Here is a 21,757-nt window from a genome sequence, read left to right as displayed (position 1 = left end):
GCGGCGAGCCGCGGCATCCGTGCCCGCGTCACGTGTCGCCCGTCAGCGTCGCCGTCGGGGTCACCGCCGGCGCAGGCGAACGGTGCGGGTGTCGTCCACCGTCACCCGCGAGGGGCCGTCGACGGCGAACCCCGACCCGGGTCGAAGCGTCACCTCGCCGGTCGGATTCAGCCACCGCGCCTCGGGCAGCATCCGAAGCTCGACCTCGGCGCCGACGTCGTCCCAGGTCAGGCGGTCGACGATGATTCCACCCCGCGCACGGAGCCCGGTCACCTCGCCCCGCGGCCATTCGTCGAGCAGCGCGGGCAGAAGACGCAGCTCGCCGATAGACGAGCCGAGCAGCATCGCCGCCACAACTGCCGGCAGCGCCCCCGACGCGTCGAGGTTGAAGATGCGCCCGTTGTCGTGGGTCGTCGTCAGCGCGGGCTGCCAGTGATCGAGCACGAGCGTGCGCACACACGAATGAGCGGATGCCGCATCCCCGAGCGCGGCGGCGGCCAACCCGAGCTGCGCCAGACCGAACGCCATCTCACCCCTGCCGGGAGGCGGCCCGGGGTCCTCCGCCCGCCACGCGAGCTTGCGGCGGATGGTCTCGCCCGCAGCATCCCTAAGCGCACGGGCGGAAGCGGAGTCGCCGAGGAACGCGGCATCAGGGTCGTACCAGAGCGGGTACAGCTGCGAGACATGGCGATGGGCGAGCTGTTCGTCGTACCCGGGTGCGATCCACTCGGCCAGCGTGCCGTCACCGGCAACGCGATACTCCGGCAGCAGCTCGACGACGCGCGCCCATCGATCGTCGAGCGCGTCGTCGCCGCGGGCCCTCCCGAGCAGTGCGGTGGCGCGCGCGGCGTCGCGCAGCACCGCGACGTCCATCGTGCTGTCGGCCGCGAGCGGTGCGCCGGCGCCGCCGGGGGTGTTCTCGGGAGAGTAGTTCGGCACCAGCCGCGCATGATCGCCGTCGCGGATGAGCGCCGTCTCGGCGAAGCGCAGCACCCCTTCGGCCAGCGCCCACAGGCGGTCGTCGACCAGCGAGCGGTCGCCGGTGGTGGCGACCAGGTCCGCGGCGATCCGCAGGATCCAGCCCCCGCAGCCGGTCCAGAACACGTGGGGGAAGTCGCCGTTCGCGTGGTTCGCGGCACCGTGGGTCGACATCCTGCTCGGCAGCAGCATCCCGTCGGCGTCGAAGACGCGGGCGGCGTTCGCGCGGAAGTCCGCCAGGTGGGGAAGCACCAGATTCAGGATGCCGCGGGCGAGGTCGGGTGTGCCGGTCGGGATCAGCGGGGCCAGCGTGCCGTTCTGCACGTTCCCGTTCAAGGTGTAGTCGGCCGACCACGCCGGGGTGAAGGTTCCCTGCCAGACGCCCTGCAGCGTCGCGGGCAGCTCGCCCGTCGCCGCGATCGTGTGCGCGCGTCCGCTGAGATACGCGATGTCGGTCGCACGGCGCAGCGCCCGCGCATCGCCGGTCCGCGCACGGTTCCACAGGTCTTCGACCGGCTCGGGCGCGCTCGGTGCCTCGAGGGCGAGCCCGGACGCCGCGACGAGTTCACGGTGCGGAAGGGTCTGGCTCGCCCGCACGTCGGCCCACGCGGCATCCGGAGCCGGACGCGCGGCATGCCCGGCGACCGTGACGTCCAGGCGCAGCAGCGCGGGCGCATCGGGAGTGACGCGGACGGTCGACCGGATCGCTGCGTCGTGCTCGCCCTCGCGGTGCCACCCGCCCGACGCCCGGGTGGTCGCGATCACCGTGTCGTCGGGACCGACGACGTCGAGGCGCCCGGGGTCGCCCGCACGCGGGCGGGCCGAGACCGCACCGGTGTAGTCCGGCGCGAACGACGCGGCGGGGGTGCCGTCGACCTCGAGCGAGAGCGTCAGGTCCCACGTCAGCTCGACCTCGGCCGACAGCGACACCCACACCGTGTCGTAGCCGCGCGGCGCGACCACCCGCACGTGGACCCCGGCCCCCTCGGCGGTGCGGGCGTCCACTCCGACCACACCGGCGGCGGGGTCCATGCTCCGCCGGGTCTGATCGAGCGGGATGCCGGGGCGCAGCGCCAGCGCCGCGCACATCCCGAGCGGGTCGGTCCAGACCAGGTGTTCGAACCCGGCGTCGCCGAGCGCTCGCGAGAATCCGGCGGCGGCATCCGGGTCTCCGGCGAGAAGAGCCGCGCGGATCGCGGGGAGCGCCGGTCGCAGATCCGGTGCGGCCGGCCGGGGGTTGGCGGGGATGAAGAAGCGCTCGTGGGCGAGGGTCACCGTCAGGCGGTCGGGCGGCCCGTAGACCAGCGCGCCGACGCGGCCGCTGCCCGTGAGCAGGCCGTCCTCCCAGGTCGGCGCCGCCGTGCGCGTCTCGAACGCGGTATCGGATGCCGGGGGGCCCGCCGTCCGGGCACCGCCCGTCCGGGTGTCGCCGGACGGCATGGCGTGTGTCTGCATGTCGCCGGTCATCGGCCCTCGTCGCCGCGGCCGAACGCCCGCAGCTTGGCGAACATGTCCTCGATGAGCCAGCGGGTGTCGACGGCCTCGCACACGCGGATGCGACGTGACGTGTCGATCGTGCCGATCACCTCGCTGTCCGTGTTGAACCGCGGCGGCGGACGCAGGCTCCACCGCGCGCCGAGCGGGTTGAGCAACGCGCCGATGGCCGGGCTGTCGCCGAGCGAGCGGTGGTCCATGGGCCCGTAATCGACCTGCGCGTTGAAGGCGATGACGCGCTCGACCAAGTAGTCCGCGAGCTCTCCTGTGCCGCCGAGGCGTTCGACGAGCTCGGCGTGACCGACCCCGATCATCGTGTAGACGGGCATCGGAACCTGCCAGACGTCGACCCCCGAGGCCATCACCGCGTTGGCCGCGGCGACGTCGTTCGACAGATTGAACTCGGGCGAGTACCCGACCACGCCCTCATACGGCGGGCCGCCGATCCACACGACCAGCGGGTCGGCGTCGACGAGTGCCGGGTCCTCGAGGAGTGCTGATGCGACGTCGGTGAGGGGGCCCAGCACCGCAATGCGCAGGCGCCGGTCGTCGGACCGCGCTTCGCGCCGGATCAGGGCCGAGGCCTCCGACGGGCGCGGCGTCCGCTCGTCCGGCAGTGCCGCGTCCGCGCCGTCGGCGACGACAGCGCGCCCGGCGGCTCCGAGCAGGGAGTGCAGGAGGTCGACCTCGGCACGGGATTCGGCGCGGCTGCCCTCTCGTCCGAAGTGGGCGGGCAGGATCCCCCGTACGTCGAGGACGGGCGAGAGCAGAGCATGCACGACGGCGAACTGGTCGTCGACCTCGTTCGCGGCATCCGTACTGATGAGCACCTTGTGCGGGGGAAGCGGCATGTCAGAGCGACTCGCGACGGACGAGCGACGTGGGCAGCAGCTGCTCCTTCTCGGCAGGCAGTCCGCGGATCGTGGCCAGAAGCGTGTCGGCCGCCGCGCGGCCCATCTCTTCCAGCGGCTGCCGGACGGTGGTGAGCGGTGGGTCGGATGTGCTGGCGATGAGCACGTCGTCGAAGCCGACGACCGACACGTCCGCGGGCACGCGGCGCCCGGCGGCCTGGAGGACGCGGATCGCCCCGGCGGCCATGAGGTCGGACGACGCGAAGACCCCGTCGAGGTCGGGGGCTCGTTGCAGCAGGCGCGCCATCGCCGCGGTGCCGCTGTCGAGGGTGAAGTCGCCGTGGACGATAGGGCCGGGCTCGATGCCGTGGCGGGCCAGCTCGTCGGTCCATCCGCGGGTTCGCTCGCGGGCCTGCTCGAGATCGAGCGGACCGGTGATGATCCCGATCGAACGCCGCCCCCGCTCGATGAGCGCGCGGGCGGCCTGGACACCACCCCCATAGTTGTCGGAGTCGATCACGATCGGGTCGGGGCCGATGTCGGCGTGCGGCCTGCCCACCCAGGCCACCGGGATGGGGGAGTCGGCGAGGCTCTCGACGAGATGGGTGATCTCGTGCTGCAGGATGACGATCACGCCGTCGAGGGCTCCCGAGCGCAGGAACCGGGGGATGCGGTCGAGGTCCTCGTGGTCGGCGGGAAGCAGAACCGGCTGCACCTCGCCGGCGGACAGTCCCTTCGCGGCACCCTTGAGCACGGCGGTGAAGAAGGTGCCGCTGAGGCTGCCGAGCTCGTCGAAGGCGATGACCAGTCCGATCGACCCGGCTTTTCCGCCACGCAGCACGCGCGCGGCGAAGTTGGTCTCGTACCCCAGCCGTCGGGCCTCGCGCGCCACGGCCTCCGTCATCGCGGGGTCGACGTTCGTGGCCCCGGCGAGCACGCGCGCGGCCGTGGCGCGTGAGACGCCCGCAGCCTGGGCGACGTCGACGATGGTGGGTCGGGCCATGGCTCCCCTCCGAAGAATGCACATCGGCCGTAGATCGATCTCACGACCACCTCGATCATTGCACGGTCCCCGCGATCGTCGTCGGCCTCGTCGTGTTCTCGCTACCCTAAGCGGCTCGGCGACGTCGGCGACAAGCGTTTTCCGACACGGGGCTTGTGCTCTTCAACGTTGCATGGCTACTCTGGCTCGCGGGTGAGAGAACGATCTCTCACATCGGCGAGATCCCGTCATCTCCCGCACTCACATGTCCCCGAAGAAGAGGAGCAGTTGTGAATCGTCGCAAACTGGCCCTGCCCATCGCCGCTGTCGGCGCACTCGCGCTGCTGATCTCCGGATGCTCGGGAGGCTCCGGCTCCGGCTCCGAAGGCGGAGACCCGAACGCCGAGTTCGAGTTCTGGTCGTTCACCGGAATCGGCCAGAAGGACTCGGTCGACCGGTACCTGGAGAAGAACCCCGACGCGAAGGTGAAGCTCTCCGAGGTCGGCAGCACCACCGAGACGGCCACCGCCCTGACGGCCGCCCTGGCCGGGGGGCGGGTGCCCGACCTCGTCATGATCCAGAACGACGACCTGCCCAAGTTCGTCGAGAACGCCGGCAACTTCGTCGACCTCCGCACGCTCGGCGGCGACGACATCGGCGACGGCTACCTGGATTGGGCCATCGACGGGGCCACCGCCGAGGACGGATCGATCATCGGCATCCCCACCGATGTCGGCGGCCTGGCCTTCGCCTACCGTGCCGACCTGTTCGAAGAGGCGGGCCTGCCCACCGACCCGGCCGAGGTGGCCGAGATGTGGTCCACGTGGGACGACTTCATCGCCATGGGCGAGCAGTACACCGAAGCGACCGGCGAGCCCTTCGTCGACAACGTCGAGACGTCGATCTTCTTCTCGACGGTCAACCAGGTGAGCCAGAAGTACTACACCCCCGAGGGTGAGCTCATCTACGACACCAACCCCGAGGTCGAGGAAGCCTTCGACGTCGCGGTGCGCACCTACGAGGCCGGCCTGAGCGCCGACATCCCGGCATGGTCGTCGGGCTGGGCGCCCGGCAAGGCCAACGGCGCGTTCGCCGTCACCACGGCGCCGTCGTGGATCCTCTCGGGTCTCAAGAACGACGCCCCCGACACCGAGGGCAAGTGGCGCATCGCCTCGATCCCGGGTGTCGGCGGCAACTGGGGCGGCAGCGTCATCGCCATCCCCGCCCGCGCCGAGAACAAAGAGGCGGCGTGGCAGTACATCGAGACGATGCTGTCGCCCGAGGGCCAGACCGAGCACTTCGCCACGACGGGCACCTTCCCCGCGGCCGAGGCGGCGCTCGAGAGCGACGAGGTCAAGAGCTACACCGACCCGTTCTACGGCGACTCGCCGATCGGGCAGATCATGAGCGACTCGGTGATGAACTTCCAGTCCTTCTACAACGGTCCCGACACCAGTGCGATCGGCGGTGCGCTGCTGAACGCGCTCGTCGACATGCAGGCGGGCAACGTCGCGCCCGAGGACGCCTGGCAGACAGGCCTCGACAGCGCGAAAGCAGCCATCGGGGGCTGACCCCCTTCGACAGACGGTGGCCCGGGCGCGCCCGGGCCACCGTCCCGACCGAGGCAGAGGAACATGACAGTCACCGCTCCCGCGACCGCCACCCTGATCTCCGTGCGCAAGACGCGCCGACGCGACCGACCGCCGTCGCGCATCCGACAGAGCTTCGGCGAACGCATCGCGCCCTACGTCTACATCGCGCCGTTCTTCGTCATCTTCGCGATCTTCGGGCTGTTCCCGCTCGTGTTCACCTTCTACGTGGCGCTGTTCGACTGGAACCCCATCGGTGAGCAGACCTTCGTGGGACTCGCCAACTTCGAGCGGCTGTTCCAGGATCCCCGGTTCTGGAACGCATTCGTGAACACGTTCGGCATCTTCCTCATCTCCACGATCCCGCAGCTTCTGCTGGCGCTGGGGCTCGCCCACCTGCTCAACCACGCCACTCTGAAGTGGGCGAACTTCTTCCGCATGGCGCTGCTGGTGCCCTACATCACGTCGGTGGCGGCCACCGCCCTCGTCTTCGCGCAGATCTTCGACCGCAACTTCGGCCTCATCAACTGGGTGCTCAACATCTTCGGCATCCCCGACGTCAACTTCCTGTCCTCCCAGGTCGGGTCGTGGATCGTCATCTCGTCGATGGTGATGTGGCGCTGGTTCGGCTACAACACGCTCCTCTACCTGGCGGGGCTGCAGGCGCTGCCCCGGGAGATGTACGAGGCGGCCTCGGTCGACGGCGCATCCGGGTGGCAGCAGTTCATCCACCTCACGATCCCGTCCCTGCGCCCGATCATCATCTTCACCGTCATCATGTCGACCATCGGCGGGCTGCAGATCTTCACCGAGCCGCTGCTGGTGGCGCCCGAGTCCGGCCTCACGTGCGGTGGCGGACGACAGTGCCAGACCCTCGCACTGTTCCTCTACGAGCAGGGCTTCGGGCAGTTCGAGTTCGGATACGGCTCGGCGATCGGCGTGGCGCTGTTCCTCATCGTCGTCGTCGTCTCGCTCATCAACTTCTACCTGACCACTCGCACCCGGAAGGCGCGCTGATGTCCGACGTCATCGATCAGGCGGTCCCGCAGGCGGGCCAGGAGGCGCTCACGCGTCCGCAGAAGCGTCGTCCCGGGCGCGGTGCCCGAGCGGGCCGCGTCGGGTGGCCGGTCTACCTGATGCTCATCATCGCGGTGCTCATCAGCGTCTTCCCGCTGTACTACATGTTCGTCATCGCCTCGGTGGGCGCGACGGCGGTCACCTCGATCCCCCCGCGCCTCTATCCCGGGTTCAACTTCTTCGACATCGCGGGCAAGGTCTTCGACACCGTGCCGTTCTTCCAGTCGCTGCTCAACAGCACCATCGTGTCGCTGTCGATCGCGGTCATCGCCTCGCTGCTGTGCGCGCTGGCCGGCTTCGCCTTCGCCAAGCTGCAGTTCCCGGGTCGCAACGCCCTGTTCCTCATCGTGCTGCTCACCATGACAGTGCCCGCGCAGCTCAGTGTGATCCCGCAGTACCTGATCATCTCGTGGCTCGACTGGGTCGACACCCTCCAGGCGATCATCGTCCCGGGACTCGCGAGCGCCTTCGGCATCTTCTGGATGCGTCAGCACATGGCCACGACGCTGAACGACGAGCTCATGCAGGCAGCCCGCATCGACGGTGCCAACAGTTGGCAGATCTTCTGGCGCATCGGCTTCCCCGTCGTGCGTCCGGCGGCGTTCGTCCTCGGGCTCATCACCTTCACGGCGGTGTGGAACGACTTCATGTGGCCGTTCATCGTGCTGAAGTCGCCCGAGCTGTTCACCGTGCAGATCGCGCTGAAGCAGCTGCAGGCCAACCGCACAATCGACCTGGCGCTGACGATGGGCGGGTCCTTCATGGCCACCCTCCCGTTGCTGATCGTCTTCTTCTTCGTCGGCCGTCGCATGGTCGCGGGAATCATGGACGGAGCGTTCAAGGGCTGATGAGCGCGAACGCGGGCGTCGTCGACGAGGGTCGGTGGCGCGATACGACGCTGAGCGCGCGCGAGCGCGCCCAGGCACTGGTCGACGAACTGACCTTGGAGGAGAAAGTCGCTCAGCTGGGGTCGGTGTGGCTCACCGATTCCGCCGACGCCTTCGCCCCGAAGCTCGAGGGCGACACGGACGCGGAGGCCGGCGACCCGTTCGCCCACGGCCTGGGACAGCTGACCCGGGTGTTCGGCACGGCGCCGGTGACCGTGGCCGAAGGCGTCGCCCGGCTTCGCGAGCTGCAGCGGAAGGTGACCGCCCACCAGCGCCTCGGCATCCCGGCGCTGGTGCACGAAGAATGCCTCACCGGTCTCGCCGCGTTCGGCGCCACCGCCTTCCCCACCCCACTGGCGTGGGCCGCCAGCTTCGACGAAGACCTCGTGCGCGAGATGGCCCGCGCCATCGGCGAGGACATGCGGGCGATCGGCGTGCACCAGGGACTCGCCCCGGTCCTCGACGTCGTCCGGGACTACCGCTGGGGCCGGGTCGAAGAGACCCTCGGCGAGGATCCGTATGTCGTGGGCCAGCTCGGGGCGGCCTACGTCGCCGGGCTCGAGAGCGCAGGCGTCATCGCCACCCTCAAGCACTTCGCCGGGTACGCCGCGTCGCGCGGTGCCCGCAACCATGCTCCGGTCAGCATGGGCCCGCGCGAATTCGCCGACACGGTGCTGCCGCCGTTCGAGACAGCCCTCCGGCAGGGCGGGGCCCGCAGCGTCATGACCTCGTACACCGACGTCGACGGCATCCCGAGCACCGCCAACCGGGAACTGCTGGACGGTGTGCTGCGCACCGAGTGGGGCTTCGACGGCACGGTCGTCGCCGACTACTGGGCGGTGCCGTTCCTGGTGTCCATGCACCGCGTGGCCGTGGACGCCGCCGCCGCCGGTGCGCTCGCGCTGCGGGCGGGCGTGGACGTCGAACTGCCCTCGACGGTGGCATACGCCGCCTTGCCGCGTCTGGTGCGCGAGGGGCTGGTGGACGAGAGCGACATCGATCGTGCCGCTGTCCGGCACCTGCGCCACAAGATCGAGGCGGGACTGCTCGACGGCGGGGCGATCGTCCCGGACGGTGCGGAGCAGGTGTGCCTGGACGGCGAGCGCAATCGTGCGCTGTCTTCTCGGCTGGCCGAGGAATCCATCGTCCTGCTCAAGGACGACGGCACGATGCCGCTGGGACCGGGGGCGCGGATCGGCCTCATCGGGCCGGCGGCCGCCGAGTATCGCAGTCTGCTGGGCTGCTACGCCTTCCCGAACCACGTCCTCACCAAGTACCCCGGACACGACCCCGGCATCGCGATCCCGACGATCGACCAGGCGGTGCGCGCCGAGTTCGAGGCCTCCGTCGTCCGCGCCGAGCCCGGATGCGCGATCGCGGGCGAAGAGAACGCCCGGATCGCGGAGGCCGTGGATGTGGCGCGGGACAGCGACGCGGTGATCCTCGTCGTCGGCGACGTCGCGGGCCTCTTCGGCGCCGGCACCTCGGGCGAGGGCTGCGACGCCGACGATCTGCGACTGCCCGGTCGCCAGGACGAACTCGTGCGGGCGGTCCTCGCCACCGGCACCCCCACGGCGCTCGTCGTCGTGTCGGGGCGGCCGTACGCCCTGGGCGCCTATGGCGCTGCCGCCATGATCGTGCAGGCGTTCTTCCCCGGAGCCGAGGGAGCCGCCGCCGTCGCCGGGATCCTCTCGGGGCGCGTGGCCCCGAGCGGAAGACTGCCGGTGCAGATCCCGCGGACGCCCGCTGCCGCCGGCACCTACCTGCAGCCGCCCCTGGGCCGGCACAATGCCGGCATCACCGTGGCCGACCCCACCCCGCTGTATCCGTTCGGCTTCGGCCTCACGCGCGGGCGGATCGCCTACAAGGATCTCTCCACGCCGCTCATCGTCCCCACGACCGGGGCCGCCGAGGTGACGGTGACGGTCGGCAACAGCGGCGCCGACTGCATCGAGGTCGTCCAGCTCTACGCATCCTTCCCCTCGTCGTCCGTGGTGCGTCCCGAGGTGCAGCTGGTCGGCTTCGCCCGCATCCACGTGCCCGCGGGGCAACGGCGCACCGTGCGCTTCACGCTCGAGGCGGCGAGGCTGGCCGCCACCGGCGCCGATGGGCGGCTGGCCGTCGACCCCGGTGTCGTCGTGCTCTCGGCCGGGCCGTCGGCCGCGGACCGTCCCGTCGAGGCGCGGGTGCGACTGTCCGGAGACCGGCGCGTCCTCCTGGCCCGAGCCGGCCGGACCGCGTGGGATGAAGACGAGACGGAAGGGACGCCGACCCAGTGACATCAGCACAGACCCCGGGAATCCGCGTGCTCGTGTGGGGCGAGAACCACCACGAGAAGCATGACGAGACGACGCAACGGCTGTATCCCGACAGCATGCACGGCACGATCGCGGCGGGACTCCGCCGGCTTCTGCCCGAGGATGCGTCCGTCGAGACCGCCACGCTCGACGATCCCGAGCACGGCTTGACCGAGGACCGGCTCGCCGCGACCGACGTGCTGTTCTGGTGGGGCCATCTGCGCCACGGCGCCGTCGACGACGCTGTCGTCGAGCGCGTCCATCGCCACGTGCTCGCCGGGATGGGGCTCGTCGTGCTGCACTCGGGTCACTTCTCGAAGATCTTCATCCGCCTGATGGGCACGACGTGCTCGCTGCGCTGGCGGCAGGCCGACGATCGCGAGCTGGTGTGGACGGTCGCGCCGACGCATCCCATCGCCGTCGGCGTCCCGCATCCGATCGTGATCCCCTCGCAGGAGATGTACGGCGAGTTCTTCGATGTGCCCGCCCCGGACGAGCTGGTGTTCGTGTCCAGCTTCACCGGCGGCGAGGTGTTCCGCTCGGGCATGACGTTCTCGCGCGGTCACGGTCGCATCTTCTACTTCTCACCCGGCGACCAGGACTACCCCGTCTACCACCAGCCCGAGATCCAGCGGGTGCTCGCCAACGCCGCGATGTGGGCGAGGCAGGAACGCCCGCGGGTCGTCCCTCGCCTCGCGATGCATCGCGCCGGCGAGTTCGACACGCCCCGCGAGTGGGACGGCGAGGTGCTCGCGTGAGGGATGTCGTCGTCGTCGGCGCTGGCGGAATGGGCCGCGCGTGGCTCGACACCGTCGCCCGCAGGGACGACCTCCGGGTGAGCGCGATCGTGGATGTGTCGGTCGAGGCCGCACGTGCGGCCGGCGATCAGCGCGGATGGGACATCCCGTGCGTCGCGTCGGTCGACGAGGCCTTCGCGGCGGTGGGACGCCCGGGGATGCTGCTGAACGTCACCATCCCCGAGGCGCACCGCGCGGTCAGCGAAGCCGCCCTGCGCCAGGGCGTCCCGGTGCTCAGCGAGAAGCCCGTCACGCCGACGGTGTCGGACGCGCTCGCGCTCGCCGCCGTCAGCGAGGTGACGGGTGTGCTGCTCGCCACCAGCCAGTCGCGGCGGTACTCCGCCGGCATCCGCGCCTTCCGTGAGGAAGTGGCCGCCGCCGGCGGCGCTGCCCAGCTGACGGCACTGTTCTTTCAGAACCCGCGTTTCGGCGGATTCCGGGACGAGATGGAGTCGCCCCTCCTCATCGACATGGCCATCCACACGTTCGATCAGGCGCGGTACGTGCTCGGCGCCGACCCCGTGTCGGTGTACTGCGACGAGTTCTCGCCGCCGTGGAGCTGGTACCGCGGGGGCGCGGCGGCCGAAGCGGTGTTCCGTTTCGGCGACGGCGCGCGATTCTCCTATTCGGGCAGCTGGTGCGCCGACGGCCTGACGACCTCGTGGAACGGATCGTGGCGCGCGAGCGCCGCCGCCGGATCGGTGACGTGGGACGGCGAAGTCGGGGTGAGCGCGCAGGGCCGCGAGGGCGACCCGCGGACCGTGCGTGTCGGTGACGCGGAGGAAGGGCTCGATGCCGCGCTGGCCGAGTTCGTCACCGCCCTGGACGGCGGCCCGACTCCCTCCGGCGAGGTGCGGGCCAACATCTGGAGCCTCGCGATGGTCGAAGCGGCACTGGCCTCGGCTCGGACCGGTGAGACGGTGCGCCTCGATGACGTCTTCGCCGCGGCATCCCATCACGCCGCAGAGGCGGCGCGCGCAGCGGGCGACCACGCCGTCGCCGACGCCATCGCGCGCTGGGACGGCGCGCCGCCGCGCTGACGTCCGGTCAGTCGAGCCACACCAGCCGCACGCCGTGGGCGGGCACCTCGAGCGTCATCCAGCCGTCCGTCAGGGGCACGGAGTCGCCCGACCAGCCGTCGACCGCCCGGCGGGCGTCGCCGCGACCCACATCGTCGATGTGCACCCGTCGCTCGCGCGCCGCGTCACCGAGGTGGAACACCGCCGCGGCCGTGCGCCCCTCGAGCTGTGCCGACCACACCACCAGGTCGCCGTCTCTCACGAGCTCACGGGCGTCGGTGGCCCGCTGCAGCGCCAGCACCTCGCGGCGCGTGAGCAGGGCGAGCGTGTCGGCGGGGGTGTCGGGCAGGTGGCCGCCGAACATCAGCGGCGACCGCAGCAGGCACCACAGCGTCATCACCGTCCGCTGCTCCTCGACGCTCAGCCGGCTGAGCCGGTCGGCGCCGACATGGCCGCGGATGCCGATGCGCCCGAAGGGCAGCATGTCGGCGTCCGCCCAGGCGCCCGGACGCTGGTGCGGCGCCCACCGCGCAGCGCGCTGGAACTGCTCGCGCACCGAGCTCCAGTCGTCCCACAGGTCGTCCGAGATACGCCACGCCTGCGCGGTGTCCCGAAGGGTGTCGAGGTGCGCGAGCGACAGCTCTTTGCCCGGTGAGAGGCTCAGCGCCATGGGCCGGTTGGTGCGGTCGATGGCGTCGGAGAGGGCGCGGATCTCGGCGGTCTGCACCGGCGGGTACAGCACGTCGTCGAGCTTGACGTAGTCCACGCCCCACTCGGCGAGCATCGACATGACCGAGTCGTAGTACTCCTGGGCACCCGGCTGCGACATGTCCACACCCAGGTTGTCGGGATTCCACGGGCACACGTTGGCCGGGTCGGCGATGCTCGCGCACGTCGCCCCGGACGCTCCGAGGATGGGGAGCGCCCGCTCCGCGGCGGCGCGGGGCACGCCCCGCATGAGGTGCACGCCGAACTTCAGGCCGAGCGTGTGCACGCGGTCGGCGAGCGCGCGGAAGGTGCCGTCCGACGCCGACGGGAAGCGTCCGACGGCCGGCCGCGGTCGTCCCCAGTCGTCGAGAACGGGGTTCGACACGGTGTTGTAGTCGTGGGTGCCCGGGTCGGGCTCGTACCACTGGATGTCGACCACGACGGTGTCCCAGCCGGCGTCTCGAAGGTGGGCCGCGAGGAACTCGGCGTTCGCGACCACCTCGGCCTCGGTGACCGAGGACCCGAAGCAGTCCCAGCTGTTCCAGCCCATCGGGGGCGTGATCGCTGCGGCACGGCGGGTGGGGTTCATGCGATGGCCTCCAGGTGGAGGATGGCCGCGCGCTCGGGATGGAAGACCGGGAAGTCGAGCCCCACCACGCCCAGCGCGGCGCCGCTGAGCACCGGCGCCGAGGCGTCGTCGCCGTCCAGCGTCGCCGCGTCGAGCCAGGCCGGCACCTGCCAGGGCGGACCCAGCGATTCGGGCGCACTCGCCCTCAGGCGGTAGCGGCGGTTCGGGTCCAGCCCGGGAAGACGCAGGTGCGCCATCGCGTCGGCGCTCGTGGCCGGCGTGACCACGGTGTAGATCGCCTCGTCGCCGGTGGGGGAGACGACACCCCGCAGCGACGGGCCCGCGAGGTCGCTGGAGCCCGACACGGCTCGTCCGGTGGAGATGAGGTCGCGGTGACGACGCCAGCGCGCGATCCAGGTCGAGAGCATCTCCCGTTCGTCGTCGGTCAGTTCGCGGATGTCCCATTCGATACCGAAATGCCCGAGGAGGGCGACGGCGCAGCGGTAGGCGAGCGTCGAGGTGCGCCCGGTGGTGCTCGAGACCGCCGAGGCGACGTGCGACCCCATCATCTCGGGCGGCACGAGCAGGCCCGTCCAGCCGAGGATGTGGAAGCGGTCGACGGGGTCGTGGCTGTCCGAGGGGTGGATGCGGTCGGTGCGCTCGAGGATGCCGAGGTCGACCCGCCCTCCGCCCGACGCGCAGCTCTCTATCTCGAGCTCCGGATGCCGGTGCCGCAGGTCGTCGAGGAGCCGATACACCGCCAGGGTCTGCTCGTGGACGGCCGGGGCGCCGGTGGCCGGATGCCCGGCGTCGACGAGATCGCGGTTGTGGTCCCACTTCAGGTAGCTCACGCCGATCTCGGTGACGAGGGCGTCCAGGCGGCCGAGGATGTGCGCGTACGCGTCGGGGTTGGTGAGGTCGAGGACCTGCTGGAAGCGGTAGCGCGCGGGCAGGGTGTCGCGGGCTCGGAGGATCCAGTCGGGGTGGGCTCGGGCGAGGTCGGAGTCCTCGTTGATCATCTCGGGCTCGACCCACAGTCCGAACTCCATCCCCAGCGAGCGCACCCGATCGGCGAGAGGACGGAGCCCGTTCGGCCACGCGTGCGGATCCGGCTCCCAATCGCCGAGGCCGGCGCGGTCATCCCGTCGCCCGCGGAACCAGCCGTCGTCCAGCACGAATCGTTCGACGCCGAGGGCGGCGCCCTGTTCGGCCAGCGCGGTCAAGGTTGCGGCATCCTGATCGAAGTAGACCGCCTCCCACACGTTCAGCGTGACCGGTCGCGGACGCGTGCCGGCGCGGTTGCGATCCCGCAGGTAGGCGTGGAAGCGCGCGGATGCCGCGTCCCACCCGTCGCCGTACGCGCCGAAGATCCACGGTGACACATACTCGCCCCCCGCCTTCAGCCGCACCTCCCCGGGCAGGAGCAGTTCGCCGCCGCGGAAGGCCAGGAAGCCGTCGGTGCGCTCGACGGCGTGCTCGTGGTCACCGCTGAATCCCACGTGGAAGAGCCACGTCTCACCCGCGTCGGCGGCGAAGCCCGGCACGCCGAGGGCGAGGACCGTGGTGGCATCGAGGCCGGTGCGGCCGCGACGCGAGACGCGCGCATGCGTGCCGCGGACGACGGGGTGACGCTGCGGGATCCGCTCGTGGGCCCACCTGCCGCTGAAATCGAGGATCTCGTTCGCGCGCAGGGGCACCGGCAGCGCAGGCAGCGCTTCGACGACGTCCACCTCGTCCGCTCCCATGCCGAGATTGCGCACCCCGACACGTGTGCGCAACAGGCCCGCGGCGGTGAGATCGATCTCCAGGACGATGCCGATGCCGGCCCCTTCGTCGCTCGCTTCGACGGTGATGCTCCCGGCTCCGTGCGAGGTCGCGCCGGCGGGAGCCGGCGTCCCCGCCACGCCCATCGGCATGGCACGGAACCGCGGAGACCACGCGCGACCACGGCGGTGCACGCTCAGACCGGGGCGTCCGAACCAGCCGCGCGAGTGCTCCGGGAGCACGCTCGGTCGGTACGGCACGTCCGAATCCGCCGACAATCCGGGCCGATCGCCGATGGCAGCGAGCGTGCGCAGGTCGTCGTCCGACACGTCCAGGCGCGCGCCCCAGTGCACGATCGCCGGCAGCTCGTCGCCGCGCTGGGTCACCACCAGCGACACGTCGGCGGACGACAGATGGACCACGCGGAGTTCACTCATACGCCCCATTGTGGTGGTGCAAGGGCGGAGGAGTACAGTCAGAGATCGATCTCACCGAGGAGAACCGTGACTGCGAACCCTGCCGCCCCCCGCTCTGGCACGCCCCGCTCTGCCGCTTATGGCCCCGGCACGCCCGCTCCGGCCGTCACCGCCCTCGCGCCCGGCCGCGTCCGGCTCGCGGCGGGAACATTCGAGAGCCGTCGACGCCTCAACCGCGAGTACGTCGCTTCGCTCACCGAGCGGAATCTCCTTCAGAACCACCTTCTCGAGGCCGGGGTCACCGATCAGGCCTGGCACCTGCACCCGTCGCGCTCGGACGTCGCCGACCGTGGCCTTGATCGCCACTGGGGCTGGGAGACCCCCGGCTCGCTGCTGCGCGGGCACTTCCTCGGGCACTGGATGTCGGCGGCGGCGCGCGAGGTCGCCACCACGGGGGATCCGCTGCTGCGCGGTCGCCTCGAGAACGTGGTGGCGGGGCTGGAGCGGTGCCAGGACGAGAACGGCGGCGAGTGGGTCTTCGCCACCCCGGAGTCCTTCCTGCGGCGACTGGGTGAGGGTCGTGAGACCTGGGCGCCCCAGTATGCGATCCACAAGACCTTCATGGGACTCCTCGACGTGTGGCGAGACCTCGGCGACGAGCGCGCGCTCGGCATCGCGCACCGCGCGGCGGGGGCGATCGCGCGGTGGGCGCGCGGATTCGACACCGACAGGTTCCAGCAGATCCTGGACGTCGAGACCGGCGGGATGCTGGAGGTCTGGGCCGATCTGCTCGACGCCACGGGCGACGAGCGGTACCGCGATCTGCTCGATCGCTACTGGCACCGAGCCCTCTTCGACCCGCTGCGGGAGGGCGAGGACGTGCTCACCAACATGCACGCCAACACCACGATCCCCGAGGTGCTCGGAGCCGCTCGCGCGTACGAGGTCACCGGTGATGAGCGCTGGCGCGGGGTCGTGACCGCCTACTGGCGGTCGGCGGTCGTCGAGCGAGGCACGTTCTGCACCGGCGGCCAGACCTCGGGCGAGATCTGGACGCCGCCCTTCGCCTTCGCCGCCCGCCGGGGGCCGAAGACCCAGGAGCACTGCTCGGTCTACAACATGATCCGGCTGGCGGACGTGATCTTCCGGTGGACCGGAGACGTCGCGGCCCTGGACTACATCGAGACCAACCTGCACAACGGTCTGCTCGCGCAGCAGAACCCGCGCACCGGCATGGTGGCGTACTTCCTCCCGCTCGAAGGCGGCGCGCGCAAGGAGTGGGGGAGCCCGACCGAGGACTTCTGGTGCTGCCACGGCACTCTCGTGCAGGCGCACACCCGTCATGCTCAGTGGGCCGTCTACGCCGGACCCGGCACCGCCCTGACGGTGGCGCAGTACGCACCGGTCCGGGCCGAGCTGCCCGATCAGGACGCGCGCATCGACATCGTCCTCCTCGACGACGCGCGCTACGTCGGCCCCGACGCGAATGCCGGACCCGGCGGCGACCGGCATCGCCCGCGAGCGCTCCGGGTGCGCGTCACCGTCACCGGAAGCGCGAACCGGGTGCGCCTGCGCGTTCCGGCGTGGACTTCGGCCGGGCCCCGCGTGCACACCGACGCGTCGTGGCACCTCGCCGACCGGTGGCTCGAGGTCGATCATCGCGGGGGCGAGACCGAGATCGCCGTGGAATTCCCGTTCTCCGTGCGGACGGTTCCGATCCCCGACGAGCCGTCCACGGTCGCCTTCGTGGAGGGCCCGACCGTGCTGGCGGGCCTGATCGACCGCGAGGTGGCGCTCGTGGGCGATCCGGACGATGCGACCACGATGCTCGCGCCGGACGACGAGCGGCAATGGACGCAGTGGCTCACGCGCTACCGCAGCGTGGGGCAGGCGCAGGCGACCCGGTTCGTGCCGTTGCACGAGGTGGTCGACGAGCGCTACTCGGTGTACTTCCCGGTGCGTCCGGCCTCGTGACGGCGAGCTAGGCGAGCGTTCGGGTCGAGCCCCGCTCGACGAGTTCGGTCGGCATGACGATCGCGTCGGGGGCCACCTCTTCCCCCGCTGCGGAACGGGCGAGGAGCCGCACCGCGGTCGCCGCCATCTCTCGGATCGGCTGGCGGATGGTCGTGAGCGACGGATGCAGCCACCGCGCGCCCCGAACATCGTCGAAGCCGACGACGAGCACATCGCGGGGGATGCCGAGTCTGCTGTCGGCGACCGCCCGGTAAGCTCCTGCGGCCATCTCGTCCGAGCAGGCGAAGATCCCCACCGGGCCTTCGCCGCCGAGCTCCGACAGCGCCCGCGCGCACGCGCGGCGAGCGTCCCACGCGCTCCAGTCCGCGCTCGTCCGCACGCAGGGCGCCCCGGGCGCAAGCTCGCCCAGGGTGGCGGTGAACCCGTCGACGCGCGCTCGGCCGTAGCGGTACGAGGGCGCGCCGCCGATGACGACGAAGCGACGGGCTCCCCGCGAGATGAGGTGCTCCGCGGCCGCCGACCCTCCGGCCCGGTCGGTCGTGCGTATGCTCGGCAGAGGCCTGGACGCCTCGGACGGCGGTTCCATCAGCACCAGGGGGATCCCGGCGCGGTGCATAGCGAGGATCTGTGCGCTCGTGGGGGTGATCAGACCGGTGACGACGCCGGCGGACCCGCGGGAGCGGATGCGTTCGGGCCAGTCGTCGGCCGGGTCGTCCCGCTCGGCTGTCAGCACGAGGTCGTAGCCCAGCGACGAAGCGGTGGTGCGGGCGCCGGCGGTGATCTCCTCGGTGTACGGGTCGTGGAAGTGACCGAGCACGAGGTCGAACATCAGCGCGGTGCCCCGGCGCGGCCGGCCGCGCCCCGCGGTGGTGCCCGGGTAGCCGAGCTCGCTCGCAGCGCGGAGCACGCGCGCTCGCGTATCGGCGGCCATCTCGCCGCGCGCGCGGAGCGCCCGCGAGGCCGTGGCGACACTCACCCCCGCGCGTTCGGCCACGGCGCTGAGGGTCACCCGTGAACCTTCCGTCATGAAGCCAGTTTTGCGCAAAGTTCATCCGGTTCGCATCCGGGCGGTGGCAATGTGACGGCGTAGCACCCGTCGATGCGGAGGGAGGAAGTCGATGACGACGACTCACGAGGGACGCCGCGCCGTGATCGTGCGCGGTGGATGGGAGGGTCACCGACCCGTCGAGGCGACCGAGATGTTCCTGCCGTTCCTCGAGCAGCAGGGCTTCGACGTGCGCATCGAGGAGTCCAACGAGGTCTATGCCGATCGTGACGAGATGGATCGCACCGACCTGATCGTGCAGTGCGTGACGATGTCGGAGATCTCGGCCGATGCGCTCGCAGGCCTGCGCGGCGCCGTCGAGCGCGGCACGGGACTGGCCGGCTGGCACGGCGGCATCGCCGACTCGTACCGGAACAGCTCCGACTATCTGCAGCTGATCGGCGGTCAGTTCGCCACGCATCCGTCCAAGCATCCCGACGCGCGCGAGGGCGACGAGAGCGACAACTTCCTCTGTTACACGGTCGACGTCACCGACCTCGGCCGCTCGCACGAGATCATGGCCGGCGTCGAGGACTTCACCCTTCGCACCGAGCAGTACTGGGTGCTCACCGACGATCTCAACGACGTGCTGGCCACCACCACCCACCCCGTTCAGCCGTACCACCCCTGGCACCGGCCGATCACCTCGCCGGCGGTGTGGACGCGCGAATGGGGTCAGGGCCGCGTGTTCGTAGCGACCCCCGGTCACAGTCTGTCCGTACTCCGCGACGTCAGCGTTCGCACCATCATCGAAAGGGGAATGCTGTGGGCGACTCGCAGCCGATGACCACCACCGCCCGGGCCGTCATCGACCTCGACCTGCCGGGCGACCGGATCAGCCGTCACGTGTACGGGCATTTCGCCGAGCACCTCGGACGGTGCATCTACGACGGTTTCTGGGTCGGTGAGGATTCCGAGATCCCGAACGTCCGCGGCATCCGATCGGACATCGTCGAAGCTCTGCGGGAACTCGACATCCCGAACCTGCGGTGGCCCGGAGGATGCTTCGCCGACACCTACCATTGGCGCGACGGCATCGGCCCGCGTGACGAGCGACCCCGCATCGCCAACACCAACTGGGGCGACGTCATCGAGAACAACCACTTCGGCACGCACGAGTTCATGGACCTGTGCGATCTGCTCGGAGCCGACGCCTACGTCAACGGCAACATCGGAAGCGGCACCGTGCAGGAGATGGCGGACTGGGTCGAGTACCTCACGCGTGACGACGACAGCCCGATGGCGCGGCTACGGCGCGAGAACGGGCGCGACGAGCCGTGGAAGGTGCCCTTCTGGGGACTCGGCAACGAGGCGTGGGGATGCGGCGGCGGGATGTCGGCCGAGTACTACGCCGAAGAGGCCCGGCGGTACGCCACCTTCGCTCACAACCACGGCGGCAACCGCCTGACCCGCATCGCCGCCGGCGCCAACGAGGACGACCTCGACTGGACGCGCGTGCTCATGAAGACCCTCATGGAATGCCACGGGTGCACGCTCTACGGCAACCTGGCGTACCAGGCCGTGTCGTTCCACTACTACACGCACTCCGGATCGGGCATCAACACCGAGGACGCCACCGGGTTCGACGAGCGCCAGTACTACGAGACCATGGCGTACGCGGCGGGCATCGAGCGGATCGTGCGCGGACACGTCGCGGTCATGGACTCGTACGACCCCGACAACCGCGTCGGTCTCGTCTGCGACGAATGGGGCACGTGGTGGAACGTCGAGGAGGGCACCAATCCGGGGTTCCTCTTCCAGCAGAACACCGTGCGCGACGCGCTCGTGGCCGGCATCCACTTCGACGTCTTCCACCGATACGCGCGACGGGTGACGATGGCCAACATCGCCCAGACCGTCAACGTGCTGCAGGCGATGGTGCTCACCGACGGGGACCGGCTCGTGCTTACCCCCACGTATCACGTGTTCGAGATGAACAAGGGGCACCAGGACGCCGAGAACCTGACAGCGCACCTGCGCGAGGTACCGACCGCCACCGTCCGCGGGCAGCAGCTGCAGCTGGTGTCGATGTCGGCGTCGACCAAGGACGACACCGCGCTGGTGTCGCTGTCGCATCTGTCCGCCGACGCGGAGTGCACCGTGACCGTTTCGCTGCGGGGGCGCGCAGCGCGTGTCACCCGCGCCCGGGTGCTCACCGGCGAGAGCGTCGGCGCCTACAACGACGCCGACGCCCCGGACCGCGTCGCGCCGCGCCCGCTCGAGGCCCGCATCGAAGACGACGCGCTCGTCGTGACGCTCCCGCCGCACTCCTTCGCCACGGTCGAGCTCGCGCTGGACTGACACGCGAGCCGACCGCGGCGTTCGGATCAGGCGGCGGCTGTCGCCGTGCTCCTTCGTGCGACGTCGACGTCGACCGAGCGCGCGCCGATCGGGGACCGGGCTGCCGCGTCGACGGTGAGCGAGATCGGGCCGGCGCCCAGCGTCACGAGGTTTGACACGAGGCTTTCGCCGTCTCCGGCGAAGACCTCGAGGAGGGGTCCGTCCAGGCTCACGAGCAGGCGTCCGGCGTCGTCCGCGCGGAGCGGGGCGACGCTCGTCGACGCGAAGTCCGGATGCAGGGCCGCGGCCGCCCTGCCGGTGCGCGAGACGGTCAGCATCCCGGCATCCGGGTCATGCACGATCTCCGCCGCGTCGTCCGTTTCGCCGTCGAGGCGGATGCGCAGGGCGCCGGTGCGGGTCGGATCCCAGCTCAGCTCGACCAGGGAGTGCCCGCTCAGCGTCAGCGTGCGGGGCCGGTCGGCGAGCAGATCGACGGATGCCGCGCCGGACAGGTACTCGTCGACGAACGACGCCGGGCGCTGAACCAGGCGCTCCGCGCCGTCGACGGTGCGCAGTGACAGCGTGCGCGGCAGCGACATGGCCCCCCTCCACGGGGCGCTGGGCACCGCGTGCGCATACCGCCAGTTGCTCATCCAGCCGAGCATGATCGCGGCGCCGTCGGGGGCGCTGTCGAACGTGACCCCGGCGTACATGTCGCGCCCGTGGTCGGCCCGCACGAGCACAGGCTGGTCGGCGGTGAAGCTGCGGCCGTCGAAGTCGCCGACGACGTAGTGCATCGCAGAGCCGGCGGGAGCGGCATCCTCACCGATCGGGTTGGTGCTCAGCAGCAGCACCCAGCGGCTGTGGGCATCGTCGCCGTCCACGCGAAGACGCACGAGGTCGGGACACTCCCACACGACGCCGTCGTCGCCCACCGGGCCGAAGGATCCGACGGGATCCCAGTGCTCCAGATCGGCGGAGGCGTAGAAGAGCACGCGGCGCTCGACCGCCTCGACGGCCAGAAGGATCCA

At 70.9% G+C, this 21,757-nt stretch carries 16 protein-coding genes; 9 read left to right on the top strand and 7 right to left on the bottom strand.

Going from position 1 to position 21,757, the window contains the following annotated elements; all coding sequences use genetic code 11:
* Positions 1 to 60: 60 nt before the first annotated feature.
* The 3 genes from NFR93_RS14595 to NFR93_RS14585 are packed head-to-tail and all read right to left on the bottom strand — an operon-like array spanning position 61 to position 4,326.
* Positions 61 to 2,445, bottom strand: coding sequence for a glycosyl hydrolase family 95 catalytic domain-containing protein (locus tag NFR93_RS14595; protein ID WP_251454852.1), 2,385 nt, complete (start codon positions 2,443 to 2,445; stop codon positions 61 to 63).
* Entirely contained in the window at positions 2,442 to 3,323 is an 882-nt protein-coding gene (locus NFR93_RS14590; protein WP_251454849.1) for a nucleoside hydrolase, read from the bottom strand. The genes NFR93_RS14595 and NFR93_RS14590 overlap by 4 nt, the downstream gene beginning before the upstream one ends.
* A 1-nt stretch (position 3,324) precedes the next feature.
* Entirely contained in the window at positions 3,325 to 4,326 is a 1,002-nt protein-coding gene (locus tag NFR93_RS14585; protein ID WP_251454846.1) for a LacI family DNA-binding transcriptional regulator, read from the bottom strand.
* Positions 4,327 to 4,595: 269 nt separating this feature from the next.
* On the opposite strand from NFR93_RS14585, the gene NFR93_RS14580 reads away from it, so the two are divergent.
* The 6 genes from NFR93_RS14580 to NFR93_RS14555 all read left to right on the top strand — a co-directional run bounded on the left by NFR93_RS14580 (position 4,596) and on the right by NFR93_RS14555 (position 11,992).
* Entirely contained in the window at positions 4,596 to 5,876 is a 1,281-nt protein-coding gene (locus NFR93_RS14580) for an ABC transporter substrate-binding protein (protein WP_251454844.1), read from the top strand.
* Between the two features lie 63 nt (positions 5,877 to 5,939).
* Positions 5,940 to 6,911 carry a carbohydrate ABC transporter permease gene (locus NFR93_RS14575; protein WP_251454840.1) on the top strand — a complete coding sequence of 324 codons (972 nt, stop codon included), beginning with the start codon at positions 5,940 to 5,942 and terminating at the stop codon, positions 6,909 to 6,911.
* Entirely contained in the window at positions 6,911 to 7,819 is a 909-nt protein-coding gene (locus NFR93_RS14570) for a carbohydrate ABC transporter permease (protein ID WP_251454837.1), read from the top strand. The genes NFR93_RS14575 and NFR93_RS14570 overlap by 1 nt, the downstream gene beginning before the upstream one ends.
* On the top strand, positions 7,819 to 10,137 hold the full coding sequence (locus NFR93_RS14565; protein ID WP_251454833.1) for a beta-glucosidase family protein: 2,319 nt from the start codon (positions 7,819 to 7,821) through the stop codon (positions 10,135 to 10,137). Before NFR93_RS14570 ends, NFR93_RS14565 begins: the two co-directional genes overlap by 1 nt.
* A complete protein-coding gene (locus tag NFR93_RS14560; protein ID WP_251454830.1) occupies positions 10,134 to 10,913 on the top strand; it encodes a ThuA domain-containing protein in 780 nt (259 codons plus the stop codon). Before NFR93_RS14565 ends, NFR93_RS14560 begins: the two co-directional genes overlap by 4 nt.
* On the top strand, positions 10,910 to 11,992 hold the full coding sequence (locus NFR93_RS14555; protein WP_251454827.1) for a Gfo/Idh/MocA family protein: 1,083 nt from the start codon (positions 10,910 to 10,912) through the stop codon (positions 11,990 to 11,992). Before NFR93_RS14560 ends, NFR93_RS14555 begins: the two co-directional genes overlap by 4 nt.
* Positions 11,993 to 11,999: 7 nt before the next feature.
* On the opposite strand, the gene NFR93_RS14550 is transcribed toward NFR93_RS14555, so the two are convergent.
* Positions 12,000 to 13,268, bottom strand: coding sequence for a glycoside hydrolase family 27 protein (locus NFR93_RS14550; RefSeq protein WP_251454825.1), 1,269 nt, complete (start codon positions 13,266 to 13,268; stop codon positions 12,000 to 12,002).
* Positions 13,265 to 15,448: an alpha-galactosidase gene (locus NFR93_RS14545; protein WP_251454823.1), complete on the bottom strand. Its 2,184-nt coding sequence runs from the start codon at positions 15,446 to 15,448 to the stop codon at positions 13,265 to 13,267. The genes NFR93_RS14550 and NFR93_RS14545 overlap by 4 nt, the downstream gene beginning before the upstream one ends.
* A 66-nt stretch (positions 15,449 to 15,514) precedes the next feature.
* Here NFR93_RS14545 and NFR93_RS14540 point away from each other — a divergent pair, with 66 nt between their 5' ends.
* On the top strand, positions 15,515 to 17,401 hold the full coding sequence (locus NFR93_RS14540) for a beta-L-arabinofuranosidase domain-containing protein (protein ID WP_251454821.1): 1,887 nt from the start codon (positions 15,515 to 15,517) through the stop codon (positions 17,399 to 17,401).
* 7 nt (positions 17,402 to 17,408) lie between these two features.
* Here the strand turns inward: NFR93_RS14540 and NFR93_RS14535 are convergent, their stop codons facing one another.
* A complete protein-coding gene (locus NFR93_RS14535) occupies positions 17,409 to 18,428 on the bottom strand; it encodes a LacI family DNA-binding transcriptional regulator (RefSeq protein WP_251454818.1) in 1,020 nt (339 codons plus the stop codon).
* Between the two features lie 91 nt (positions 18,429 to 18,519).
* Here NFR93_RS14535 and NFR93_RS14530 point away from each other — a divergent pair, with 91 nt between their 5' ends.
* Complete coding sequence (locus NFR93_RS14530; protein ID WP_251454816.1) at positions 18,520 to 19,233, top strand: ThuA domain-containing protein; 714 nt, start codon at positions 18,520 to 18,522, stop codon at positions 19,231 to 19,233.
* On the top strand, positions 19,230 to 20,747 hold the full coding sequence (locus tag NFR93_RS14525; RefSeq protein WP_251455391.1) for an alpha-N-arabinofuranosidase: 1,518 nt from the start codon (positions 19,230 to 19,232) through the stop codon (positions 20,745 to 20,747). The genes NFR93_RS14530 and NFR93_RS14525 overlap by 4 nt, the downstream gene beginning before the upstream one ends.
* Before the next feature lie 26 nt (positions 20,748 to 20,773).
* Here NFR93_RS14525 and NFR93_RS14520 read toward each other — a convergent pair whose 3' ends face one another.
* Positions 20,774 to 21,754, bottom strand: coding sequence for a glycoside hydrolase family 32 protein (locus tag NFR93_RS14520; protein WP_285814613.1), 981 nt, complete (start codon positions 21,752 to 21,754; stop codon positions 20,774 to 20,776).
* Positions 21,755 to 21,757: the final 3 nt, after the last annotated feature.

Source organism: Microbacterium sp. Marseille-Q6648, from assembly GCF_943181415.1.
Classification (GTDB): domain Bacteria; phylum Actinomycetota; class Actinomycetes; order Actinomycetales; family Microbacteriaceae; genus Microbacterium.
This window is presented reverse-complemented; position numbering and strand designations above follow the sequence as displayed.